The organism is Halomonas sp. DP5Y7-2, from assembly GCF_019802025.1.
In the GTDB taxonomy this organism is placed as follows: Bacteria; Pseudomonadota; Gammaproteobacteria; order Pseudomonadales; family Halomonadaceae; genus Halomonas; species Halomonas litopenaei_A.
The window spans coordinates 123,417-147,817 of record NZ_JAHVHY010000001.1 but is presented as its reverse complement, the minus strand read 5'-3'; the positions used below and the strand labels follow the sequence as shown (position 1 = coordinate 147,817).

Sequence of the window (24,401 nt, the reverse complement as noted above, 5' to 3'; positions counted from 1 at the left end):
TTCCAATAACAACCGTCGGGTGACTCCATCATGCAAGATTCCTTTCACGGGGTAATTGCCTTTGCGCTGCTGGCCTTGATGCTATGGCTTGGCAGTCAGCTGCGCAGCCGCCTTGGCTGGCTGCGAGCCTCGCTGGTTCCCGCCAGCATTGTCGGTGGTCTGCTGGGTTTCTTGGCGCTGTCGCTGGGCCTGCTGCCTGGCTATGAGCCAGGCGATTTCACCGCGCTGACCTTTCACTTTTTTACCCTGAGCTTCATGTCCTTGTGCCTGACCGGAAGCGGGCGCCAGAGCGAGGCCGGCGGTGGCAGCATCTTTCGCGGCGGCATGTGGATGACCCTTGCCTGGAGCATCAGCCTGGGCCTTCAGGGCGTGATCGGTTTCCTCGTGGTCAGCGGCTACGACGCGGTGACCGGCAGTGAGATCAGCGCCTTTCTCGGTGCCATCGTCACCCATGGCTTCACTCAGGGGCCCGGACAGGCGCTGACCTACGGCACTATCTGGGAGAGCGAGTACGGCATCGCCAATGCCGCCCAAGTGGGACTTATCTATGCCTCGCTTGGATTCCTGATGGCCTTCGCACTGGGCGTGCCGTTGGCGCGACGCTATCTGTCCAAGGGACTGAACGCCAACCGCGCCTCACGCCTGGACGACAACTTCCGTCGCGGCTTCTTCACCCGTGCCGGCGAGGCGGCCGACGCGACCTCCTTGCCATCGATGGGGCGCATGATCTCCCACCCTGGCAATCTGGACTCCCTGGCCTATCACCTTGGTCTGCTGGCGATTGCCTATGTCGTCACGCACCTCTGGCTGACCTTTATCCAGGGGGTGATCGGTGACGCCACACCCTTCGGCATCAACGTGGGGGTGCTGTTCAGTCACAACCTGTTCTTCCTGCACGGCCTGGGCGTCTGCGTGCTGATGCGTATGCTCATTGACCGTCTTGGCCTCGCTCATCGGGTCGATGATGAGACGCTTAAAAGAATTACTGGCAGCTCGGTGGATTTCATGGTCGTGGGCACCCTGATGAGCATCCAGTTTGCCGTGCTTTACGCGCTGCTGGTGCCCATCCTGCTGGTCACGGTGGCCGTCACTTTGTCGACGCTGCTGGGGTGTCTGGTCATGGGGCGGCTGAGCGGCGAGCTAGGGCCGGAGCGAACCGTGACGTCCTTTGGCTGCTGCTGCGGTTCCACCGGTACCGGCCTGCTTCTGCTGCGAATGATGGACGCCGACTTTTCCACCTCCGTGCCCAAGGAGCTGGCCTTCTTCAACCTGGCCATCGTGCTGGCGACGCTGCACCTGCTGATGATCTTCGCGCCGATCGCGCCGTCTCTGGGGGCAGGCACTTATCTGCTGGCCTTTGGTGGCACGGCGCTGGCCCTGGTCGCCTGTATCCCGCTGATGCTGATGTGGGGCCGCCACGGGCGAGATAGTTCGCCATCGTCAGGTTGGGCCGCCAGCGTCGACCAACCTTCATACACCAGCTCACCCGCCAGCCTTTCATCGACCGTGACCAAGGGAGCGTCTCGCTCATGAGTATCGTTGTCTATCCTGCTCGCCGCGTGCTGACCATGAATCCATCCCAGCCGCGAGCCACCCACGTCGCCGTGCACGATGACCGAATCCTGGCGGTGGGCGGCGCCGAGGATATGCCGAGCCATGCCCGCACCGATGATCAGTTTGCCGACAAGGTGATCCTGCCGGGCTTCGTGGAAGGCCACAGCCATGCCCTGGAAGGTGCGATGTGGGACTACCTGTATCTTGGATTCTTCCCGCGCCAGGATCATCTTGGCCAGCAATGGAGCGGCCTTGAGACCATCGCCCAGGTGCAGCAGCGCCTGCGCCAGCATGCGGCCACCTTGGACGAGGGGGAGCCGCTGATCGCATGGGGGTTCGACCCGGTCTACTTTCCAGGGCAGCGACTGAGTCGTCGAGAGCTGGATGAGGCCGTTGCAGACCGGCCGCTGGTGATCCTCCACGCCAGCTTTCACAGCATGACGGTCAATAGTGTGATGCTGGAGCTGAGCGGGATCGAGCAAGGCCCGAGGGTGGAAGGGGTACGACTGGATGACCAGGGACGGCCAAACGGTGAGCTGCAGGAAATGGCGGCCATGTTCGTGGTGTTCGATGCCATCGGCAATAACCTGTTCAATGCGGTGGCCTCGCCCCAGGCGCTCAAGCGATACGGGACGATCGCCAGTGCCTGTGGCGTGACCACCATCACCGATCTTTACAACCCGATGACCGACGAGGCCATCGAGGCCATGCGGGAGGCGACCCAGGCCGCCGATTTTCCGGTACGGCTGGTGCCTGCCATGGGGGTATTGGGTTGGTCGGCGGAGGAGGGGATCGCGCGTCTACAGCGTGCCAAGACCTACAGTCATGACCGACTGGTGTTCGGCCCGGCCAAGCTGATGACAGACGGCTCGATTCAGGGCTACACCGCCCGCCTGAAATGGCCCCACTACCATGACGGCCACGCCAATGGCATGTGGAATGCCGACCCCGCCGCCTTGACGGAGCTCGTACAGGCGTACCATCAGGCGGGATTGCAGCTGCATATCCACACCAATGGAGATGAGGCCGTCGAACTGATGCTGGAGGCTCTGACCCAGGCGTTGACGCTGTGGCCGCGCCCCGATCATCGCCATACCCTGCAGCACTGCCAGGTCATCGACCATGCTCAGCTGCGACGTGCTGCCAGGCTTGAGCTGTGTCTCAACATGTTTGCCAACCACATCTACTACTGGGGCGACATCCATCTGCAGCGCACCCTGGGTCCGTCTCGCTGCCAGCGACTGGAGCCACTGGCGTCTGCGCGACGCCTGGGCATCATGACCGCGATCCATAGCGATGCGCCGGTGACCCCTTTGGGGCCACTGTTTACTGCCTGGTGCGCGGTGAACCGCACCACCGCCAGCGGCCGTCAGCTTGGTGAACAGGAGGCCGTCAGCGTTGAGGCCGCCCTTGAGATGATCACCCTGGGTGCCGCCTTCACCCTGGGGATGGATGATCGCGTGGGCAGCCTGGAAGTGGGCAAGTTTGCCGACATGGCCGTGCTGGATCAGGACCCGCTTGAACAACCGGCCGAAGCCCTGCGAGACATCAGGGTACATGCCACCATGCTGGGCGGGCGTATCCACCAACGCAAGGCAAGCCACACAGGATGAAGGTTGCTGACTCCGTCGCTGGCGACAGGGTGCCCGGCAAAGGGCAAGAGAGCGCGATGGATACGCCCGCCTGCAATGGGCATCAACAAAGGTAGATGAGATGGTCCATGACGATCTGGCAAGTGGTCCCATGGGGGCTGAGAGGATAGAAGGGGCTGTGGGAATAGTTCGGACTGAGGGAATAGTGCGGGCTGAGGCAATGGAAGCCGCCAGGGACAGCCTTGAGCCCTCAAGCATCAGTCCGCGGGGCTTAGCGCCGCGCAGTGCGCTCGAGGCGGTTCCGGTCACAGTCATCGCCGGTTTCCTGGGGGCAGGCAAGACCACCTACATCAATCGACGACTGGCTGCGGGTGACGTGGTGGATGCGCTGATCCTGGTCAACGACGTCGGCAAGGTCAATGTGGATGTGGCATCGATCGACTACCGGGACGATCGCGTGCTGTCGCTGGCCAATGGCTGCGTCTGCTGCACCCTGGGCGGGACCCTGGCAGAGCAGCTGTCCCAGGCGCTGCGGCTGAAGGCCAGGCCCAGTGAGATACTGATCGAGGCCAGCGGGGTCGCCAACCCCTGGCGCATCGGCGACATCGCTCGACTGGCGCCGGGCTTGAGCCTTTCCGATACCGTGGTGCTGGTCGATGCCAGCCAGGCCCGGCGCCTGGCTCAAGACGTTCAGGTCAGTGACCTCTGGCACGCTCAGCTGTCGTCGGCGCGGCGCTTGTTGGTGAATCGACTACCTCGGGACGAAGAGGATAGAGAACGCCTGCTGGCCTGGTTGGGAAAGCTGGCGCCAGGAGCCACCCTGGTATCGGAAACCGGGGCCTGGGACGATGGTGATGTCGCCGCTCAGTCATGTGGCGGCGCTGACAGCCAGCTTGACCGCACGATCGCGGGGTCTTCTGAGCATCCGGCGGGCGCCGACGCGTCAGGGGGCCACACAGATCACTCCGGGCTGAGGCAGCGTACCCTGCACTTCACCGGAGCGGTGGCGGCCGATCGACTGGTGACGGTGCTGGAGCGCTACCGCGATTGCCTGTATCGGGCCAAGGGCTTTCTCAGGCAGGCCGGGGGCGAAGGGGGCTGGTACAGCCTCCAATACAGCGGATCGCGAGGTCGTTGGCATCCCCATGGCCGTCCTGTGACGGGAGCGGTGTTGGTCTGTATCGGCCGCCAGAGCGAGGCATTTGACGGTCTGATCAAGGAGATTGAACAGCTCGAAGAGCCGCTTGAGCATTTGATCGACCATCCTTAGATCGCCCCGCGGCCAGCCCGCCAGGGGACACCTGCATCAATGGCTGCGCCGCCGATTCGCTGCGTTGCGGGCGCCTAGCGCCTCATACTGCTCGGCTGGTGTATTCAGCGCTGCCCTAAGGGGCGATGGTGTGGGGCCGACGCTGAAGCGGATGTGCGTTCAGCCGCGATGCACCGGTGTGCTTGCCTCTTGCCGCAGTGAGGGAAGCAGTGAGGCCAGACGCTCGATGCCGGCTTCGATGCGCGACTCGTCGATGGCAGAAAACCCCAGGCGCAGCGTGGGACGCGTCGGCTGGGTAAGGAAATGCACGTCTCCCGCTTCAAACAGCACGCCTTGCTCCTGGGCCAGACGCTTGAGCAGCCCGACGTCGGTGTTCTCGGGCGCTTCCAGCCAGAAACACGAGCCGCCAAAGGTGGAGCGGATCTGGAACTGAGGAAGGTGCGCTTCCAGGGCATCCCGCATCAAGTGCCAGCGACGTTGATAGGTCTGGCGTATCTGGCGCAGCAGAGCGTCGTGATAGCCCCGGTCGAGAAACAGCGCCACACTGCGCTGATTGTTGGTCGCTGGATGTCGAAGCATGAGGCGACGCAGGGCGCGCGCTTCAGCGATGAAGGCAGGGGGCGCCACCATGTAGCCAAGCCTCAAGCCTGGCGCCAGCGTCTTGGACAGACTCCCCACATAGATGACCCGACCGCTGGTATCCAGACTCTTGAGGGCGGGGGTCGGGTTGTCGATGAAATTGGTCTCGCTCTCGTAGTCGTCTTCTATCACCAGGAAATTGTCGCGGTCGGCGCGTTCCAACAGCTGTCGGCGACGCTCCAGCGGCAGGGTGACGCCGGTAGGGGATTGGTGGCTAGGCGTCACATAGGCCAGATGGCAGCCGGCAAGTCGGTCATCGATCACCAGCCCCTGGTCGTCCACGTCCACCGCCAGAATATCGTCGGTAAAGGTGCGCGCGATGTTGACCATGTCGACGTAACCGGGGTTTTCCATGGCAAAGCGGCGCTGTGGCCCCAGGGTCAGCATCGCGCTGATCCACAGCGCCTGCTGCGCGCCCACCGTCACCAGGATTTCCTCGGGTCGTGCCCAGACGCCGCGGCGTGGCAGCAGGCGTTGGTGAATCTGTTCGACCAGCAAGGGGTCGTCTTCACTCAGGTGGTCGGCAGACCAGCGGCGAATCGCCGGCACGCTCACCGAGTCACGACTGCACTCGCGCCAATGCTGGGTAGGGAAGAGGTTGGGATCGATCTGACCGTAGAGGAATGGGTAGTCGTAGTCGAGCCAGTCGGTCGGCTTGGTGATGCAGGGCTGCTGGGCGAGCCGGCGCGTCAGCAGTGATTCCCAGGGCAGCTCGGGTGCGGCCGCAGTGCGTGCAGCAGCGTGATTGTCGGCCCCGGTGGCGGCAACGCGCCCGGCCAGAATGTCAGGATTGACGAAGTAGCCGCTGCGTTCTCGGGCCACCAGATAGCCATCATCCAGCAGCTGGTCATAGGCCAGCATGACGGTATTGCGCGCGACGCCCAGCTCCTTGGCCAGGCGCCGGCTGGAGGGAAGCGCTTCTCCAGTCGGCAGATGGCCCTCGATGATCGCGCGGGCGATCTGCTCGCGCAGCTGGCACTGCAGGCTTTCCTTACGGTCGGCGTTGAGTCGAAACAGGGGGGCGCTCATTCCGCTGGTGCATTCCTGATAGTCATTATTGGCATTGTGGGGCGACGAAGAGATTCGCTACCGCTGCTTACGATCCTACAGACAACGCACGCTGTCGAGAGGAGCCGGGGGGCTGGCCCAAACGATGGCGGCGCGTTGGTCCTATGGGGTGCGCGTTTGTCGATAGAGAGTAAGCATCATGGTGAGGCGGCGAAGCCAACATGCCGCCGACCGCCCCTGAAATGAAACACCCGACACAATATTCCGCTCGATGCGGTACAACAATGATGGGAGTTCCTCATGCATAACCAGGCACCCTATACGCACCCCAAGTCCTCACGCGTTCTGCCGCGCGGGCTGGTTACCGGCTTGTCACTGGCGCTGCTGAGCGCTGGGACCACTGTCCAGGCGGCGACCTGGAAGATGGCGCTGGGTGATGCCGCCGGTGGCACCCAATATGAGCTTGGATCGACCTTTGCCACCCTGATCGAGGAAAAGTCAGGGGGTGAGATCAACGTCGACCTGTTCCCCAACGGTCAGCTTGGCAGCGAGCAAGATACGGTCAACAACGCCAGCATGGGGCTGCTCGACCTGTCGGTGCTGGCGATCAACAATATCACCCCCTTTTCGCCAACGGTGGGGGTAATGACACTCCCCTATGTCATTCAGAGCCCCGAAGATGCCCGCACCCTGACCCAAGGCGCGATCGGCCAGGAAATGGTGGAGAACACCATTCGCGATGCTGGCGTGCGCATCCTCGGTTGGGCCTATTCGGGATGCCGACGGCTGACCAATTCGTCTCATCCGGTAGCAACCCCGGACGATCTGGATGGGCTGGTCATTCGCGTGCCCAAGAACGAGATCATGATCGCGGCCTATCAGTCCTGGGGCATCAACCCCAATCCTCTGGCCTGGTCGGAGACCTTCACGGCGCTGCAGCAGGGCGTGGTCGACGGTCAGGACAATCCCTACATCACCATTGATGCGATGAAGTTCTACGAGGTCCAGGATCATGTGACCGACAGCTGCTATGTGTTCTCCATGGAGCCGCTGATCATCAGCGAAGGCAAGTTCCAGAGCCTGCCCGAAGAACAGCAGCAGTGGGTGTTGGCAGCGGCTCAGGAGGCCACCGACCACAGCTATGACTACCTGCTTGCCCAGGAAGACGCCATCAAGACGCGCCTGGTAGAAGAGCACGGCATGGAAATCACCGAGCCTGCCGATGGCGAACAGGCCTGGATCGAACAGGCCACTGCCATCTGGCCTGACTTCTACGACAGCATTGGCGGCAAGCAAAAACTGGATGCCGCTCTGGCCGCTCTAGGACGTGAACCCGCTCCCTGAATAGCGTCCCTCGCCTGAATGTCCTTGAACCCTCCTGGTGCCCGGTGTCGGGCACCATGGCCGCCGACTCCACTGGCAGGGTCGGCGGCGACTGCTCGGAGGTCGTCGTGATGAAATGTGTCTGGAAGGTGGTGGACAATCTCGAGAACTGGCTGTGTCAGTTGCTGCTGGTGACCTTTGTTGTTCTCCTTTTCGCGCAGATTCTGCTGCGCAATCTGTTCAGCTACTCGCTGCCCTGGGCCGATGAGCTGGCGACCTACGCCTTTGTCTGGTTTGCCTATCTGGGCGCGGTGTACGCCGCCAAGAAGTCTGCCCATAACCGGGTGACGTTTCAGTTTCGCTTCCTGCCCAGGTGGGTGGGGCTTGCCTGTGGTGTGCTGACCGACCTGATCTGGGTCGGCTTCAATCTGGTGTTCATCTGGCTGAGTTACGACTTCGTGTTCCATCGGATGAACGACTTCTGGAAATCCCAGACCCTTGGGGTGCCGATGAAGGTGTTCTACCTGATCCTGCCGCTGGCATTCGTGCTCATGACGCTACGTATCGTGCAGAACAACTATGTGCGCTTTGTTCAGCATCGGGAGCCGGAAGACCCGGAGGCCGAAGCCATCGAGGAAGCACGGATGGCCGCACTGTCACCCTCGGCCGAGGAGAAGTAGCGATGGAAACCAGCCTGATCTACGTGCTGTTTGGCGTGTTCTTTCTGCTGCTTCTGCTGGGGGCTCCGATTACGGTGTCGCTGGGTGTCGCCGCCCTGGCGACGTACCTGTGGCTGGGGGAAAACCCCATGGCCTTCGTCCAGATCGCCTTTACCTCGGTAGGCTCATTTCCGTTGATGGCATTGCCAGCCTTCATACTGGCGGGGGCATTGATGGAGGCCGCCGGCATATCCCGACGCCTGGTCGATATCGCGGAAGCCTTCGCGGGTCCGGTGACGGGGGGGCTTGCCGCCGCCACGGTATTTGCCTGCATGTTTTTCGGTGCCATCTCCGGATCGGGGCCTGCTACCACCGCTGCGGTGGGCATGCTGATGATCCCTGCCATGGCCAATCGTGGCTATGACCGCGGCTATGGTTCCGCCATCACCGCCTCGTCCGGTGGCTTGGGAGTGGTCATTCCGCCGTCGATTCCGATGGTGATCTTCGGGATTTCGGGGATGGGGCTGCAGCCCCCGGCCGAGGCCGTGGCGCAGCATGGCGCCTTCCAGAGTCTGTCGATTCCGAAGCTGTTCATCGCCGGTATCGTGCCCGGCATGGTCATTGCCGGTTGCCTGTTGACCATCAACTATGTGATCTCCAGACGCCGTGGCTATTCGGGGCTCAGTGATACCTGGTCCTGGGAGACCATTGGCCGCAGTCTGAAGCGCGGTGTGTGGTCGATTCTGGCACCGCTGATCATTCTGGGAGGTATCTACAGTGGACTCTTTACCCCCACGGAATCCGCCGTGGTGGCCATTGCCTACACCCTGATCGTCGGCATCTTCCTGCACCGCGAGCTGAAATGGAAACCCACGCTGAAGACCCTGGAGACGACTACCTGGATCACTGGTCGGGTGCTGCTGATCCTGTTCACCGCGACCGTCTTTGGACGACTGCTGGTCGAGCAGCGGGTTCCTGCCGTCATTGCCGAGGGCATGCTGGGATTGACCGACAATCTGTATCTCATCTGGGCCATGGTGATCGCCTTCCTGCTGTTTGTCGGCATGTTCATGGAAACCCTGGCGGCCATCATGATCCTGACGCCCGTTCTGCTGCCCATCATGTACATGCTGGGGATGGATCCGGTGCATGTGGGCATTGTAGTGGTGTGCGCGCTGGCCATCGGCTTCCAGACGCCGCCTCTGGGGGAGAACCTGTTCGTGGCGTCAGGTATCGGAGGATCGTCGATCGAGGAAATTTCGCTGAAGGCGCTGCCATTTGCCGCCGCATCGGTATTCGCGCTGTTCCTGATTGCCTACTTCCCGGCGCTGTCGCTGTGGCTACCCGGGCTTCTTGGCTATTGACGTCGTGCAGGTGCCGCCGGGTCATGGCGGCGTCGCGGGCGCCAGTGTGAGTGTCGCCCTCTGAACTAGCCCTCTGAACTCGCCCTCTGAACCTCGCCGGGAACCGCCACGCCAGCGTCCCGGCCTGACACCCCATAGAGAGGTTGCCATGCCTACCACCATCTCACGTGTGCTGTGTTGCCTTGGGCTCAAGGATGACTGCCGTCAGGTCCTGGCCCATAGCCTCAGCCTCGCCAGCGCCTGCCAGGCAGAGGTTCACGTGTTGCACGCCGTCAAGTCACTCTCTGACGATGTGATGCAGACCCTCAAGGCCAACATTCGCGAGCGACGCACTCTGGATGCGTTGATGGAACAGCGACGCGCACAGGCGGCACAGCGACTCGATGAGTTTATCGAGGCGCTTCAGCAGGATTGGCTGGGGAGTCACCCGGCAGACAGCGAACAAAGCGGCCGACAGCGCGGTGACAAGGTATCCGCCGACGCGCCGAGCCACATGAGCCTGATCACCGCTCGTGCCGTGGTGGAGGGATATCCGGCGTCGGAAATCATCCGTTATGCCACCCGACATGATTGCGACATGATCGTCATGGCCACCAATAAACGGGGGTTCAGCGCGTCCTACGCCGGCAAGGTCACCAAGGGCGTGATCAAGCGTGCCAGCGTTCCCGTGGTGGTGGTGCCACCGGTGTGAGCCTGTGGAAACAACCTGTTGAAAGAGCTCGTTAAAAGAGCTCTTTAAAAGAGCCCGGTGCAACGTCACGCCGCGCAGCGTCGGGCTCTTCATGCCGTCGAGCCCAGGGCGTCTCAAGATGAGACGCTTGATGGGGCGCTGCTGGACCGCTTCTCAACGCTGAAAGGTTTCTTGCAGCTGGCCGGCGATACGGCGCATCAGCGGGGCCCACTCCATCAGCGAATCAATGGTGTGGCGCAGTCGCGGGGCGTGAATGGCGAGCGTCGCCTGGATACGGCCCGCTGTGTCGTAGATGGGCACCGCGATAGCCACCATGCCCTGAATAAATTCTTCGTTGTCGGTGCTCAACTCGTTGGCGGCGATGTTCTCAAGGCGGCGTTCGAGTTCGTCGGCGTCGGTGGCGGTGTAGGGCGTGTAGGCCTCCAGCGGCAAGTGCTTGAGCAGCTGGCGGCGTTGGTTGGCGCCCATCAGGGCAAGAAACAGCTTGCCGCTGGCGGTGCAATGCAGCGGGATGCGAGAGCCCGGGGGCAGCTGGATGCGTACCGGCCAGTTGGTTTCCACCCGCTCGTAGTAGAGCACCTCGTGACCCTCCAGCAGGGTCAGGTTGCAGGTCTCGTTGACGTCTTCGGCGAGACGCTTGAGCAGCATCCGGCGCGGAGCCTTCAGGCTCTCGTTGGCGAGGACCCCCATGGCCATCTGATGCAGGCGATCTCCCGGCAGCAAGTGACGGCCCTCTGGGTCCCGCACGATCAGATCCTGTTCCTCGAGCTGCTTGAGCAGTCGGTGGAGCGTCGGCTTGGGGATGTCCAGCTGGCGTTCCAGGTCGGCGGCACTGACGCCATGCACGGCGGTGGCGATGCTCTCGAGCAGCATCAGACCCCGTTGCAGCGTGGAATTGGTCGTGTTGCGGGAGCTGTCGTTGGTCGGCATAGGCGATCCTTGGCGACGTCGAAATGAGAAACCTGACGTTCATGATAACGCGGCAAGCCCGGAGAGGCTTGCCGCGTCAGCGTGCACCGGTTCAAGCGATGTCATCCCACCAGCATCAGCGACAGGGCAGGCCATAGCGAGATGGCAATCCAGCAGCTGATCAACGCAATAAAGTAGGGAATAACGAACTTCACCAGTCTGAGGTAGGGAATACCGGTGATGCTGCTGGCGACGTACAGGTTGAGACCGAAGGGCGGCGTGACGAAACCGATGGCGGCACCGACCAGGAAGATCACCGCGAAGTGTATCGGATCGACCCCCGCATTCTGGGCGATTGGCGCAAGAATCGGGGCCAGGATGATGGTCACCGGCAGACTCTCGAGAATCATGCCCGCCAACAGGATCATCAGCATGCATGCGCCGAGGATGATGTAGTAGTTGCCCAGCCCGCTGAGCAGGGTCTCCAGCGCCTGCCCCGCACCCAACACCGACAGAAGCTGCTGCATGACCACCGAAATGGCGATCAGCGGTGCCAGCATGCCGGCGATCTGGCCGGAGCGCAGCATGATCGACGGCAGTGCCGTAAAGCGGATCTCGCGGGTGATCAGCAGCCCGGCAATCAAGGTGAAACCGACCGTGATCGCTGCCGCCTCGGTGGGCGAGAACTTGCCCGAATAGATGCCGTACAGCACCACCCCGATAGTCGCGAAGCCCAGGTAGGCGCGGCGTGCGAAGCGAGCGCTTTCTCCGCCCTTGAAGGGAATCAGCGTGCCCCAGCCGTGGCGCCGTGCGACCAGGTGGCAGGCCACCATCATGCCCAGCACCATCATCGCTCCGGGAATCATCCCGGCGATGAACAGATCGCTGATCGACAGGTTCATCATGAAGCCGTAGACGATAAAGATGATCGAGGGGGGGATGATGATACCTACGGTGCCGCCAGAGGCCGCGGTGGCCGCCGAAAAGCGCTCGTCATAGCCGTTCTTGACCATCTCAGGCTGCATGATGGAGCCAATCGTGGCCGTTGTACCGGCGTTGGATCCCGAGATCGCCGCAAACAGGCCGCAGGCGCCCAGGGTCGCCATGCCCATGCCGCCGCGCAGCCAACCCAGTACCGAGTAGGCAAAGTCGGACAGCCGCTTGGCAATGCCCGCGGCATTGATCAGGTCGCCGGTAAGGATAAACAAGGGAAGCGCCAGCAGCCCGAAGAAGCTGAGCCCCTGGAACAGGGTGACGCCGACGTTGGCGAGGGTGAAGTCGATGATCAGGCTGGTGCCGACCACCCACAGCCCGATCACCAGAAAGATCGGGACCCCCAGCAGAAAGATCGTGGTACAGCCCGCCGTGACCAGGCCAATAAGCATGCCGTCAGTCATCACGCTTCTCCTAGTCCATGATGGACGGTTGCAGGTTGAAAGGTTCGCCTCGGCGGAAACGTGCGACGTCGGTCGCCAGATTCTGGAGGACGCGGTAGATGATCAGCACCCAGGCCAGCGGCGTGGCCAGGTAGAACCACCACTGCATGACATTGTCGGTGCCAGGCACAATGGCGAAGTTCATGTGCGCCAATTGCACCTGGATGAGGGTGAAATGGATGACCAGGGCGCCGAAGGCGATCCACAGCACCGCATCGAGGACCTGACAGGCGAACTGGCCTGAGTAGGGCAGGCGCATGCGAATCTCGTTGAGCGAGAGGTGGGTACGCTGCTTGACGTTGAGCGACGCGCCGAACCAGGTCAGCCACAGGAACAGCAGCACCGGGATACTGGTACTCCAGGGGGCTTGCAGGCTGAAGAAGAAGCGGCGGATGACCTCGACGAAGATGATGCCTGCCATTCCGCTGTAGGACACCAGAATGATGACCTTCTCCAGGTTGGCATCGATCCACTTCAGAGGCAGCAGCCAGGCGGGAGTCGAGCGGTTGGCGACGTCAGACGACGTCGCCTCAGCCGCGGTGGCCTTGTGATCGGTCATTACGCCCTCCACCAGCGCTTCGGCGCTACATTGACAGCCGCCATATCGCGGGGGATTTCGCGAGCAATGGTGTGAATCTCCTGGTAGATATCGATGTCGCCCGCCCAGCCATTCAAGCGCTCACGCCATTGCTCCCAGGGGCCCGGGTTGAACTCTGGCGCACATAGCTGCTCGGCTTGGGCGCGAATCTCATCGGATAGCGGCGCGACTCTCACATTGTTTTCTGCAAAGACGGTGCCCGCGGCAGGGTGTTCACTGGCGCCGACAATCTGGTAGCGACCGGCCTCGTTCATGCCCTGGGTAAAGATCTGCGCGGTATAGGCAGATTCCATCACTTGCTGCTGAAGTTCTGCGCCGAGGCTTTCGAACTTGGACAGATTCATGGCGGTATGCTCGGTGCCCGCGAAGAAGCGCAGGTCGACCGCTTGGGAGACCACCGGCGCCATGCCCGCGTAGGCCACCGCACTCATCCAGGTTTCCGCGCCATCCAGCAGCCCCTGCCGCAGTCCGTCCAGGGTCTCTTCCCAGGCCACCGGAACCGGATTGAGACCAAGCTGTTCCATGGCGATACGACCGAGCTGAGTGCCTGTCACCCGGTTCTTGGTGCCTTGCAGCACTTCCAGGCTGTCGACCAGCGGACGGTCCGCCCAGCTCTGGCCCATCATCAGTCCGCGCAGGTCGCAGTGGGTGAACAGGAACTGCAGGTTGTGGCGCTGGCGCATCGGTTCGCGCAGTAAGGCCTCGCTGCGGTGGTCGTAGAAGAAATGGAACATCGAGGCGACGCTCGGGAACATGTAGGCGAAGTCCAGCACGTTCAGGTAGGGCGCGCCGCCGGCGGAATTCTGGGTCGATGCCGAGAAGATGTCGACGATGCCCTGTTGTGCCTTGCTGACACAGTCGAGCTGGTTGCAGACCTCGTTGGACCCCATGAATTCGACGCGAATAGCGCCGTCGGTGCGCTCCTCGAGGTCCCGGGCAAAGAACAGCTGACCGGATTTCTGAATATCCAGGTTGCGCTCATTGAAGCCGGAGGCGCCGAAGCGTAGCTGGAACTTTGGCTCACTGGCGTAGCGGCGCTGCTGCTCGGACTCCGCGGCGCGGGCAAGACTCGATGCGGTAAGGCCCGCGCCGAGGCCGCTGGCGGCCAATAGGGTAGACGTCATGCCGAAGCGACCGGAGATGTTGAGGAAGTCACGGCGAGACAGACGTGAGGGGAGAAGGCGTGAACTCATGTGTTGCTCCCAATGTTGTGGTTGGTGTCGGGATGCAGTAGGAGGCAGGCCATGGCGGGGCAATGCCTCCGGGCCGTTTTTCGGCCTTGACCACACCATAGATCGCCTTTTGGGTGTTGGCAATAAAATTGATTCTATTTGTCTCGATGTTGATATTTTTAGAAATGGGTCTACGATGTTTTGAGGCAAAACGTCTCGTTTGAGTGAGAGCCATGACAACGACAACACCATCGTCAGACGTCTTCGACTACATCGTCGTGGGAGCCGGTTCCGCCGGCTGCGTACTGGCGAACCGTCTCAGCGAAGACCCGGAGGTTTCCGTACTGCTGCTGGAGGCAGGGGGATCGGACTGGAACCCTTGGATTCACGTGCCGGTAGGCTACTTCAAGACCATGCACAACCCGGCGACCGACTGGTGCTACCTGACGGACCCGGATGACGGCATCGATGGTCGGCGGCTGCAGTGGCCCAGGGGCAAGGTCCTGGGGGGATCGAGCTCGTTGAACGGTCTTCTCTATATAAGAGGGCAGCGTCAGGACTATGACGACTGGGCGGCCATGGGCAACCAGGGGTGGGATTACGCCTCGGTGCTGCCCTATTTCAAGAAGTCCGAGTGCCAGGAGCGCGGGGCCAATGCCTTTCATGGCACCGATGGGCCGCTCAAGGTGTCAGACCTGCGACTGCGTCGCGAGATCGCCGAGCGCTTTATCGAGGCCGCCAAGGCGGCGGGTATCCCCGAGAATCAAGACGTCAATGGCGAGACCCAGGAAGGAGTCGGCTACTTCCAGCAGACATCGTACAAGGGCTTTCGCTGCTCCACGGCCAAGGCATTCCTGCGCCCCGCGTTGAAGCGCCCCAACCTGACCCTGGTCAAACGGGCCCATTGCCAGCGCCTGCTGTTGGAAGGAAAGCGGGTGGTCGGCGTTGAGTACCGCCAGGGTAATGTGCTTCGTCGGGCCAGCGCCACTCTTGAGGTGCTGCTGTCGTCGGGTGCCATAGGCTCGCCGCAGATCCTGCAGTGCTCGGGTATCGGTGACCCACAGCACCTGGCCGATGTCGGCGTCGACTGCCTTCACGAGTTGCCTGGTGTGGGGGAGAACCTGCAGGACCACCTGCAGATTCGCCTGGTGTTCAAGACGCGTTGCCGAACCCTCAATGATGAGGTGCGCCATCCGCTCAAGAAGCTGGCGGTGGGCACCCAGTATGCGCTGACCCGCACCGGGCCGCTGACCCTGGCCGCCAGTCAGGTGTGCATTTTCACCCAGTCGCGGGAAGGGCTGGACCGCCCTGATATCCAGTTCCATATGCAGCCGCTGTCCGCCGACAAGCCGGCGGAAGGGGTGCATCCGTTCTCGGCCTTCACCTCATCGGTGTGCCAACTCAGGCCGACGAGTCGCGGACGCATCCGTATCACCAGTCCGGACCCGGCGGTCTATCCCTCCATCCAGCCTAACTACCTGAGCACCGATGAGGACTGCCGAGTGGCAGTAGACGCCATCAAGGTCGCCCGGCGTATCGCCGAGCAGGCTCCCCTCGCCGATGTGATTACTGACGAGTACGTGCCCGGACGTGCCTATCAAAGCGATGAGCAGTTGCTGGACGCCGCTCGCCGCTATAGCCAGACCATCTACCACCCGGCGGGCACCTGCAAGATGGGCAACGACCCACTGGCGGTGGTGGATGATCGCTTGAAGGTGCATGGGCTCCAGGGGATCAGGGTCGTCGACGCTTCGATCATGCCCATCATCGTGTCGGGGAACACCAATGCACCGACCATCATGATCGCCGAACGCGCGGCGGACATGATCAAGGCCGACCGCCAGGCAAGGACACAGGTCGCCTGAGTACGGCGCGACGCCAGGGCGCCTAGCTGGACTCATGCAAGGCCCGGCGCTGGTCCTAACTCCACCGCAGCGCCTGGGACAGCATGTGCTGCATGCAGTGCCGGCCGCAGCGGTCCCCGTATTGCTCACACCATGAAGACGCTGCCACGACGTGGCGATATCAACGACAACAGAGGACACGTCATGTCCCAGCCAACGACCCACGCCCCGAGCGACGCCCCAGACAGTGGGTGGAGGCGGCATCTGGAGCCCGCCAGGGCGCGTATGCCCGGCGTACTGATCTGTATCACCATCGCCCTCGCGACGACCTTCATCGCTGATCACTATGGTGGTCCAACCCTGCTGTACGCGCTGCTGTTCGGCATGACGCTGCACTTTCTCAGCGAGCAGGGCCCCTGTCTGCTGGGCGTCGAGTTCGCGGCTCGCACCATCCTGCGCCTGGGCGTGGCCTTGCTGGGCGTGCGGATCACGCTGGAACAGGTGGCCGAGCTTGGCATCGGTCCGGTGGTAACGGTAGTGGCCGGGGTCATCCTGACCATCGTCGCGGGTGGGGTGCTGGCGCGGCTGCTTGGCCTGCGCAATGACCTGGGCCTGCTGACCGGGGGATCGGTCGCCATCTGCGGTGCATCGGCAGCCCTGGCGCTGTCGGCGGCGATGCCTCGTAACGAGGTGGCCGAGCGCAATACCATCCTGACGGTGGTTGGCGTGACCACGCTATCCACGGCGGCCATGGTGCTGTATCCGCTGCTGGTGGGAGCGCTGGAGCTGAGCGACACCCAGGCGGGTATTTTTCTGGGCGGCACGATACATGATGTGGCCCAGGTCGTCGGTGCCGGCTATATGATCTCGGACGAAACGGGCGATATCTCGACCTTCGTCAAGCTGCTGCGGGTCGCTATGCTGGTGCCGGCGGTGATGGTCTTCATGCTGCTGTTTCGGCGTGCCCGGATGGCGGAAGGCGGTGCGGATGGCGCCAAGGTCCCCATGTTCCCGAGCTTCCTGATTGCGTTTGTGGTGCTGGTACTGATCAATAGTCTCGGCGTGATACCCCCGGTGATGGTGGAGGGTATGACGGACCTGTCGCGCTGGTGCCTGGTGACGGCGATTGCCGCGCTGGGGATCAAGACGTCGTTTCAGAAGCTCGCCGTGGTGGGGTGGAAACCGGTCATTCTGATGATTGCCGAGACGCTGTTCCTGCTTGGCCTGGTGCTGGTGTGCCTGTATACCGGTATCGCCGAGTGGTGACCGGGGAGGCAGGCGTGGCAGACCACCTAGCCCCGGCAACGCCGGGGCTAGGTGGTATCAGCGCCGAGATGCGGCGATCAGGACGCCAGTGGCGGCATTGGCGTGACGGGAAACGTCGGCGGGCCGCTATTGCCCAGCCTGTATCGCCGTCAGCGCAATCGTGTAGACGATGTCTTCGACCAGGGCGCCCCGTGACAGATCGTTTACCGGCTTGTTGAGGCCCTGCAGCATGGGGCCGATGCTGACCACCCGGGCACTGCGCTGGACCGCCTTGTAGGTGGTGTTGCCGGTATTGAGGTCAGGGAAGACAAACACCGTAGCGCGCCCTGCCACCGGCGAATCCGGTGCCTTTTGCCGGGCCACGCTGGCGATCGCCGCAGCGTCATATTGCAGAGGACCATCGATGGGCAGGTGCGGGGCTTTCTGGCGGGCGATGCGGGTGGCTTCTCGGACCTTGTCAACGTCAGCACCGGTGCCTGACTCGCCGGTGGAATAGCTGATCATGGCGACCCTGGGCTCGATGCCGAAGGCCTCGGCGCTGGCCGCACTCTGCAAGGCAATCTCGGCCAGCGCGTCGGCGTCCGGGTCAGGATTGACCGCGCAGTCGCCGTAGACCACCACCTGATCGGGCAGCAGCATAAAGAAAACCGACGACACTTGAGCATAACCGGGGGCGGTCTTGATCAGCTGAAAGGCCGGTCGAACGGTGTTGGCGGTGGTGTGTATCGCCCCTGATACCAGGCCGTCGACCTCTCCTTCCGCCAACATCATGGTGCCCAGAACCACGCTGTCGTGAAGCTGGGCCTCGGCGGTCAAGGGGGTCAGCTTGCCCTTGCGCCGTTCCACCATGGGGGCGATGAAGCGGCAACGTTCGCTGTCGGGGTCGAGAATCTGCAGATCATCGGGCAATTCAAGGCCGCGGGCCTTGGCCACTTCCGCAATGGCCTGGCGCTTACCCAGCAAGACGCAGTTGGCGATGCCGCGGCGTTGGCACAGGATGGCTGCTTCCAGGGTGCGTGGCTCCTCCCCCTCGGGCAACACGATGCGCTGGCGCTTTTGCTGCGCCATGCTGACCAATTGATGGCGAAAGGCCGCGGGAGACAGTCGGCGCTGGGTCTCGTCGTCCATCAATGCCAGCAGCCATTCTCGATCGAGGTGATCCGCCACAAAGGCGCTGATGGCCTCCGCCCGCTCCTGGTCATCCACCGGAATCCCACCAGGGATGTCGGTCAGTTTGGCCACCGTGGTGAAGCTGTCGGTATCGACGGAGAGGACAGGCAGGCCGGAGGATAGCGCTGGCTGGCAAACGTCGATCAGCTGCTTGCTGGGGGTTTCGCCGTGGGTGAGCAGGAGGCCCGCCAGGGGCACCCCGTTCATGGTGGCGAGGGCAGCAGCCAGCAGGGTGTCGTCGCGATCACCAGGCGACACGATGAGCTCGCCCGGGCGCAATGCATACAGCAGATGCTCGGCGCTGCGGGCGCCCAGGGTGGTATGGGCGACGCGACGTCTATCAGCATCACCGTGATGCAGGATCCTGGCGCCGAGGGCGCGGGCCACATCCAGGGTCCGCGGCGCGGTCAGCGCGGCGCGATAGGGTACCGCGGCCACTACCGGCAGGCTCTGCTCGGATGCCGTGGACAGCTGGTCCTGCCAGTACTGGCGGTGGACGCTGGCTTCACGATCACTGACGGAGGCCAGGGTCTGATCGCTGGCCGAGTCATCGCCGTCACCGGGCAGGCGCATCAGAATGGTGCCGAGGGTGCGCCTGGAACCTACCGCGTCGATGCTCTGGCGATGGAAGGCCAGACTCTTGGCCAGCTCCTTAAGGTCGCTCGTCTGGCCATCGGCGACCAGAATCACCTGGGCGTCCAGGGCGCTGGCAAGACGTACATTGAGATCCAGGGCGTAGGCGTTCTTGCGCAGGGGGCGAATGCCTTCCACGACGATAAAGGCCGGCCGCTTGCCGGTCGCCGGTTTGGCGACCCGTGAGTGGCGTTCGACGGCAAGCTCAAGCAGACCGTCGCTGTCATTTCTGCCCAGGTAGTGCTCCACGTCTTCCCGGGGCACTGGACGAGGCGAGCCGATGCCCAGGGTGCTGGCGACCAGCGAGCGAGCCCTTTCGGCGCTATTGCTATCGTCATCGATGCCCTCTGCCTGGCTGAATGGCTGCAGGAAGCCTGCCTCCAGGCCCAGGGTATCCAGCGCGCGCAGCATTCCCAGCGCCGCAGAGGTCAGGGCGACCCCCTCATCCACCGGGATCAACAGCAGGGTACGGGGTTGCGGGCTCATACGGCTTCCTCGGACCTGTCGGCCAGTGCCAGACGGGTGATCAGTGCTCGGGTCTGGCTGGCGATATAGCCTTCTTCATCGGTGGGAATGACGCGGATTTCCGGCGAACCGGACTCGCTGGCGTCATGGATGGCACCTTCGCTGCCGCGCGCAAGAGCGCTGTTGGCTGCGCTATCAAGATGCACGCCCAGCGCCTTGAGGTGGCCCAGCGTGCGGGCCCGAATCAGCGACGAGTTTTCTCCGATGCCGCCAGTGAAGGCGATGCCGTCGACCCGAGGAAGCGCGCAGGCAAGACCGGCCAGGGTCTTGGCCAGGCGATAGCAGAACACTTCGATGGCCAGGGTCGCGCCGGGGTGTCCTTCGCCTGCGGCCTGCTCCAGCTCGCGCATATCGTTGGTCATCCCTGATACGCCGAGAAGGCCGCTCTTCTGGTTGAGCAGCAGGTCAATCGATTCCAGCGACATCCCTAGCTGGCGGGCCAGATGGAGGTGCAGGCCCGGGTCGACGTCGCCGCTGCGTGTGCCCATCACCAGCCCCTCCAGGGGCGTCATGCCCATGCTGGTGTCCTGGCTTTCGCCTTCCCAGACTGCGGTTGCGGAGCAGCCATTGCCGAGATGGGCGATCAGCCAACCTCCGTGTCCCCGCTCGCTGACCTCGGCCAGGCGCTCGCTGACGTAGGCGTGACTGGAGCCGTGGAAGCCGTAGCGCCGGATGCCATGGCGCTGATACAGGTCTTCGGGAATCGCATAGCGGTAGGCGTGGGCCGGCAGGGTCTGGTGGAAGGCGGTATCGAATACCGCCACCTGGGGCAGGTGCTCGAACAGACGTCGGGTGGCGGTGATGCCATCCAGGTTGGCCGGGTTATGCAAGGGTGCCAGGCTGACGGTCTGGCGAATGGTGCGGACTACCGTGTCGTCCAGCAGCGTGGCGCAGGTGAAGCGCTCGCCGCCGTGGACCACCCGGTGCCCGATGCCGACGGGACGTTGATCACCCAGGTGGTCGAGGATGGTCTTGAGCGCCAGGGCGTGGGTGGCTCGAGGTAGCGAAATGTCACGCCGGTTGCCGTGCTCGTCTTCCAGCTTCAGGCAGGCATCGTGGCTGCCCAGGCGCTCAGCAATGCCTGATATCCGAGGTGCGCCAGGGGTCTGATCGACCAGCGCAAACTTGATCGAGGAGGAGCCGCAGTTGATCACCAGTATCGGGGCTTTCATGCCATCTCCAGAGAAAGACGCCTTGTTAAGGCGTGTAAACGGGGGGGATGGCGGCGAATCTAGCACCGCGGCCGCTGCCTCATAATTGTCCTGGGGAGGTAGGGAGGGCCAGTTGCTGGTGGAACAGCACAGCTTGTGACGACCATCAAGTGACAGGGCAAAGAGGTTAGACTTTGGTAGCAATTTGTGCGGTGCAGCGTGAAGGCTGCCGGCGGCCCTGAATCTCCGCCGCAGCATTCGCTTTGCGGCAGCCACCTCCCCGCCCGCGGGGCCGCGGGCGGGGAGGTGGCCGTGATGGGCTTGCGTCAGACTTCCTTGTACAGGGCACCGCCTTGCTGGCGGAAGGCTTGTGCCTGCGCCTCCATGCCCGCCATGACCGCCTCGCTGTCGCCGCCCAGGCCGTTGTCGCGGGCATAATCGCGGACTTCCTGGCTGATCTTCATGGAGCAGAACTTGGGTCCGCACATGGAGCAGAAGTGGGCCACCTTGGCCGCGTCCTTGGGCAGCGTCTCGTCGTGGTAGGCGCGGGCCGTGTCCGGGTCCAGGCCCAGGTTGAACTGGTCCTCCCAGCGGAACTCGAAGCGTGCCTTGGACAGCGCATTGTCCCGGCGCTGAGCGCCGGGGTGCCCCTTGGCCAGATCCGCCGCATGGGCGGCGATCTTGTACGTGATGATCCCGGTCTTGACGTCGTCCTTGTCGGGCAGGCCCAGGTGCTCCTTGGGGGTGACGTAGCAGAGCATGGCGCAGCCGTACCAGCCGATCATCGCCGCGCCGATGCCTGAGGTGATGTGGTCATAGCCGGGAGCGATGTCGGTGACCAGCGGGCCCAGGGTATAGAAGGGCGCCTCGTCGCAGTACTCGAGCTGCTTGTCCATGTTCTCCTTGATCAGGTGCATGGGCACGTGGCCGGGCCCTTCTATCATCACCTGCACGTCGTGCTTCCAGGCAATGTGGGTCAGCTCGCCCAGGGTCTTGAGTTCGGCCATCTGAGCTTCGTCATTGGCATCTGCCACGGATCCCGGGCGCAGCCCATCGCCCAGCGAGAAGGCCACGTCATACTGCTTGCAGATCTCGCAGATCTCCTCGAAGTGGGTGTAGAGGAAGCTTTCCTGGTGGTGATAGAGGCACCACTTGGCCATGATCGAGCCTCCCCGCGAGACGATGCCGGTGACTCGGCCTGCGGTCAGCGGCACATAGCGAAGAAGCACACCGGCGTGGATGGTGAAATAGTCCACCCCCTGTTCCGCCTGCTCGATCAAGGTGTCGCGAAAGACCTCCCAGGTCAGGTCCTCGGCCACGCCCTTGACCTTTTCCAGCGCCTGATAGAGTGGCACGGTACCGATCGGCACCGGTGAGTTGCGGATGATCCACTCACGGGTTTCATGGATGTTCTGTCCAGTGGACAGGTCCATGATCGTATCCGCCCCCCAGCGAATCCCCCAGGTCATCTTGTCCACTTCCTCTTCGATGGAGGACGTCACCGCAGAGTTGCCTAGATTGCCGTTGATTTTCACCAGAAAGTTACGCCCGATGATCATCGGCTCGGCTTCGGGATGATTGATGTTGGCCGGGATGATGGCACGCCCGGCGGCCACTTCCTGGCGCACGAACTCGGGGGTGATCTCATCCGGCAAACGGGCTCCGAACGACTGGCCGGGGTGCTGGTGGCCAAGTATCGCTTCGACCTCGTCACTGCCACGATAAGGGTCCTGAAGGGCCTGTCGACGTTGATTCTCGCGAAGTGCAATGAACTCCATTTCCGGTGTGATGATGCCGCGCCGCGCGTAATGCAATTGGGTGACGTTGCCCGGGCGGCCATCGGCGGTCCTGGTGGCGCGACGTGGTGTGCGCGTCAGCTCGAAGCGCAGCGGTGCCAGCAGTGGGTCATTGGCACGCCGGCGGCCGTACTCGGAGGTGGGACCGTCGAGCCACTCGGTGTCGTTGCGCTCCTCAATCCAGGGCCTGCGCAACTCGGCCAGTCCCTTGCGCAGATCGACCTGTACCGCCGGGTCGGTATAGGGGCCTGAGGTGTCGTACACCAGTAGCGGTGGATTGGCTTCGTCGGCGCCTGAAGTGCGCGTCGGCGACAGGGTGATTTCGCGAAATGGCACCCGCAGGTCGGGGCGGGAGCCCTCTACATAGACCTTGCGAGAGCCTGGCAGGGGAGTGACGGCGGCCTGGTCGACCCTGGCCGTCTCGGCCAGGAAGTGAGCGTCATGGCGGGATCTCGGATGAGACGAGGGATGGTCGAGTGACATAGGTGGTTTCCTCTCACGGCGGTGCAGGGCAAGTGGCGTCGCCCTGATGGTGGTAATGGCACGTCGCGAGGGAGAAGGGGGGGCGTCGAGGCCGTGGCCGTGAGCGCTTGATCCCTACGCTGGTCCTCGCCTCGATGCCGTAACATCGGGGGTATCCCCAGATCAGGTTCAACGGGTCTCATGCGCTGCATGATCTCAGCCGCTGGCTGCGGCACCCCGTCAAGCGTTGCTGTTGTCAGCTTGTCTGTGTTGTCGAGCGCGATCACCCAGGTCGATCGCCCAGTTCGATCGCCTAAAGGCGTCGTCAAGGTCAGTCGCTCAGCTCCAGTCCCATCTGCCAGAAGTCGGTCTCGAGACGGGTCGCGTCGCTAAAGATGCGCGCCAGCCGGTCGAAACGAGCGCTCGATACCTGGCTGAGCTGGTCGTCGAGCCAGTGCCTTTCGCGCACGGCCGAGGCCTGAAAGTCAGGGCTTGAGTACATGGTGATCCAAGCATCGTAGGGATTGTCGCCACCACGCAGCGTCTCGGGATGATCCGCCAGCCAGCGGCCGATGTCGGCGTAGCCGACCATGCAGGGCGCCAGGGCGACGTGCAGGTCCAGCAGATCACCACGACTGCCGGTGTCGAGGACGTAGCGGGTATAGGCCAGGGTGGCACGTGCCTCCGGTAGACGGCTGAGCTCGCTGTCGTCAATGCCCCATTCTCGGCAGTAGGCAAGATGCAGGCCCAGTTCGACCTCGAGGATCGTCTGCATCCCCTTGAAGGCCCCCTGCAAGCTCTCCAGGTCCTGGCTCTTGTAGGCAGCAAGGGCGTAGGCGCGTGAAAACTGCAGGAGAAACAGGTAGTCCTGCTTCAGATAGTGGCGAAAGCTGGCGTCATTCAGGTCGCCGCGCCCAAGTGCACGAACGAAGTCGTGCTCGGTATAGCGCCGCCAGTCGTCGCGGCAGGCAGCGATCAGATCGTTGAAGCAGTAGCCCATGATAGCTCCGGCATAGTGGATCCGGTGGGCGGGGCAGAGAAGGACGGCGGGGAGGAAGGGCAGGCCCCCGCAGGGAAGGCGTGCCACCGCCTGATTCCCTACGCCGGTTCAAGGTGTGAGTCCACACCGCACCCGGATCAGGTTCCACGGGATCGGTGCTGTCGGGCTGCTACACCACGCTGGCCCTGCACCATCTCAGCCGGATTGACCGGCACCCCGTCAAGCGAGTCGACCGCAGTCTAGCACGCCCTTGCGGCTTTGCCAGACACCACTTTCGGATAGCATCGGAAGGGGGCGTCAAGGGAGGTTGTCGAGAGAGACTATCTAATGATGACGCCG

18 protein-coding genes and 2 riboswitches are annotated in these 24,401 nt (G+C 62.9%); of the genes, 9 read left to right on the top strand and 9 right to left on the bottom strand.

What is annotated here, in order from left to right; translation table 11 throughout:
• Nucleotides 1-30 precede the first annotated feature (30 nt).
• The 3 genes from KUW18_RS00635 (at nucleotide 31) to KUW18_RS00625 (ending at nucleotide 4,416) form a co-directional block, all read left to right on the top strand.
• A complete protein-coding gene (locus tag KUW18_RS00635; RefSeq protein ID WP_206942797.1) occupies nucleotides 31-1,533 on the top strand; it encodes a sodium/glutamate symporter in 1,503 nt (500 codons plus the stop codon).
• Entirely contained in the window at nucleotides 1,530-3,167 is a 1,638-nt protein-coding gene (locus tag KUW18_RS00630; RefSeq protein ID WP_222161992.1) for an amidohydrolase, read from the top strand. Before KUW18_RS00635 ends, KUW18_RS00630 begins: the two co-directional genes overlap by 4 nt.
• 199 nt (nucleotides 3,168-3,366) lie before the next feature.
• Complete coding sequence (locus tag KUW18_RS00625) at nucleotides 3,367-4,416, top strand: CobW family GTP-binding protein (protein WP_222560560.1); 1,050 nt, start codon at nucleotides 3,367-3,369, stop codon at nucleotides 4,414-4,416.
• A gap of 159 nt (nucleotides 4,417-4,575) precedes the next feature.
• Here the strand turns inward: KUW18_RS00625 and KUW18_RS00620 are convergent, their stop codons facing one another.
• Nucleotides 4,576-6,084 carry a PLP-dependent aminotransferase family protein gene (locus KUW18_RS00620; RefSeq protein WP_222560559.1) on the bottom strand — a complete coding sequence of 503 codons (1,509 nt, stop codon included), beginning with the start codon at nucleotides 6,082-6,084 and terminating at the stop codon, nucleotides 4,576-4,578.
• Between the two features lie 279 nt (nucleotides 6,085-6,363).
• On the opposite strand from KUW18_RS00620, the gene KUW18_RS00615 reads away from it, so the two are divergent.
• The 4 genes from KUW18_RS00615 (at nucleotide 6,364) to KUW18_RS00600 (ending at nucleotide 10,100) form a co-directional block, all read left to right on the top strand.
• Entirely contained in the window at nucleotides 6,364-7,407 is a 1,044-nt protein-coding gene (locus tag KUW18_RS00615; RefSeq protein WP_222560558.1) for a TRAP transporter substrate-binding protein, read from the top strand.
• Between the two features lie 56 nt (nucleotides 7,408-7,463).
• Nucleotides 7,464-8,066 (top strand): TRAP transporter small permease, encoded by a 603-nt coding sequence (locus KUW18_RS00610; protein WP_224908234.1) that lies wholly within the window; start codon nucleotides 7,464-7,466, stop codon nucleotides 8,064-8,066.
• A gap of 2 nt (nucleotides 8,067-8,068) precedes the next feature.
• Nucleotides 8,069-9,409: a TRAP transporter large permease gene (locus KUW18_RS00605; protein WP_206942786.1), complete on the top strand. Its 1,341-nt coding sequence runs from the start codon at nucleotides 8,069-8,071 to the stop codon at nucleotides 9,407-9,409.
• Nucleotides 9,410-9,557: 148 nt separating this feature from the next.
• Complete coding sequence (locus tag KUW18_RS00600) at nucleotides 9,558-10,100, top strand: universal stress protein (RefSeq protein ID WP_222161996.1); 543 nt, start codon at nucleotides 9,558-9,560, stop codon at nucleotides 10,098-10,100.
• Nucleotides 10,101-10,253: 153 nt separating this feature from the next.
• On the opposite strand, the gene KUW18_RS00595 is transcribed toward KUW18_RS00600, so the two are convergent.
• The 4 genes from KUW18_RS00595 to KUW18_RS00580 all read right to left on the bottom strand — a co-directional run bounded on the left by KUW18_RS00595 (nucleotide 10,254) and on the right by KUW18_RS00580 (nucleotide 14,236).
• Nucleotides 10,254-11,030, bottom strand: coding sequence for an IclR family transcriptional regulator (locus KUW18_RS00595; RefSeq protein ID WP_206942781.1), 777 nt, complete (start codon nucleotides 11,028-11,030; stop codon nucleotides 10,254-10,256).
• Between the two features lie 101 nt (nucleotides 11,031-11,131).
• Nucleotides 11,132-12,406 carry a TRAP transporter large permease gene (locus KUW18_RS00590; protein ID WP_222560557.1) on the bottom strand — a complete coding sequence of 425 codons (1,275 nt, stop codon included), beginning with the start codon at nucleotides 12,404-12,406 and terminating at the stop codon, nucleotides 11,132-11,134.
• Nucleotides 12,407-12,416: 10 nt separating this feature from the next.
• Nucleotides 12,417-13,004, bottom strand: coding sequence for a TRAP transporter small permease (locus KUW18_RS00585; RefSeq protein WP_222237384.1), 588 nt, complete (start codon nucleotides 13,002-13,004; stop codon nucleotides 12,417-12,419).
• Nucleotides 13,004-14,236, bottom strand: a complete 1,233-nt coding sequence (locus tag KUW18_RS00580; RefSeq protein WP_206942775.1) for a TRAP transporter substrate-binding protein — start codon at nucleotides 14,234-14,236, stop codon at nucleotides 13,004-13,006. The genes KUW18_RS00585 and KUW18_RS00580 overlap by 1 nt, the downstream gene beginning before the upstream one ends.
• 212 nt (nucleotides 14,237-14,448) lie before the next feature.
• On the opposite strand from KUW18_RS00580, the gene KUW18_RS00575 reads away from it, so the two are divergent.
• Together KUW18_RS00575 and KUW18_RS00570 are read left to right on the top strand one after the other, a co-directional pair.
• Nucleotides 14,449-16,080, top strand: a complete 1,632-nt coding sequence (locus KUW18_RS00575; protein ID WP_222560556.1) for a GMC family oxidoreductase — start codon at nucleotides 14,449-14,451, stop codon at nucleotides 16,078-16,080.
• Between the two features lie 183 nt (nucleotides 16,081-16,263).
• Nucleotides 16,264-17,325, top strand: a complete 1,062-nt coding sequence (locus KUW18_RS00570) for a YeiH family protein (RefSeq protein WP_242520863.1) — start codon at nucleotides 16,264-16,266, stop codon at nucleotides 17,323-17,325.
• A 126-nt stretch (nucleotides 17,326-17,451) separates the two neighbouring features.
• On the opposite strand, the gene pta is transcribed toward KUW18_RS00570, so the two are convergent.
• The 4 genes from pta to tenA all read right to left on the bottom strand — a co-directional run bounded on the left by pta (nucleotide 17,452) and on the right by tenA (nucleotide 24,062).
• Entirely contained in the window at nucleotides 17,452-19,614 is a 2,163-nt protein-coding gene (pta, locus tag KUW18_RS00565; RefSeq protein ID WP_222560555.1) for a phosphate acetyltransferase, read from the bottom strand.
• The gene (locus KUW18_RS00560) at nucleotides 19,611-20,825 is read right to left on the bottom strand and encodes an acetate/propionate family kinase (RefSeq protein ID WP_222560554.1); all 1,215 of its coding nucleotides are present in this window, start codon (nucleotides 20,823-20,825) and stop codon (nucleotides 19,611-19,613) included. The genes pta and KUW18_RS00560 overlap by 4 nt, the downstream gene beginning before the upstream one ends.
• A gap of 305 nt (nucleotides 20,826-21,130) precedes the next feature.
• Entirely contained in the window at nucleotides 21,131-23,083 is a 1,953-nt protein-coding gene (gene thiC / locus KUW18_RS00555; RefSeq protein ID WP_261396375.1) for a phosphomethylpyrimidine synthase ThiC, read from the bottom strand.
• Nucleotides 23,084-23,177: 94 nt separating this feature from the next.
• Nucleotides 23,178-23,312, bottom strand: a riboswitch (TPP riboswitch).
• Between the two features lie 81 nt (nucleotides 23,313-23,393).
• Nucleotides 23,394-24,062: a thiaminase II gene (gene tenA, locus KUW18_RS00550; RefSeq protein WP_222560553.1), complete on the bottom strand. Its 669-nt coding sequence runs from the start codon at nucleotides 24,060-24,062 to the stop codon at nucleotides 23,394-23,396.
• A 77-nt stretch (nucleotides 24,063-24,139) separates the two neighbouring features.
• A riboswitch (TPP riboswitch) is annotated at nucleotides 24,140-24,291 on the bottom strand.
• Nucleotides 24,292-24,401: the final 110 nt, after the last annotated feature.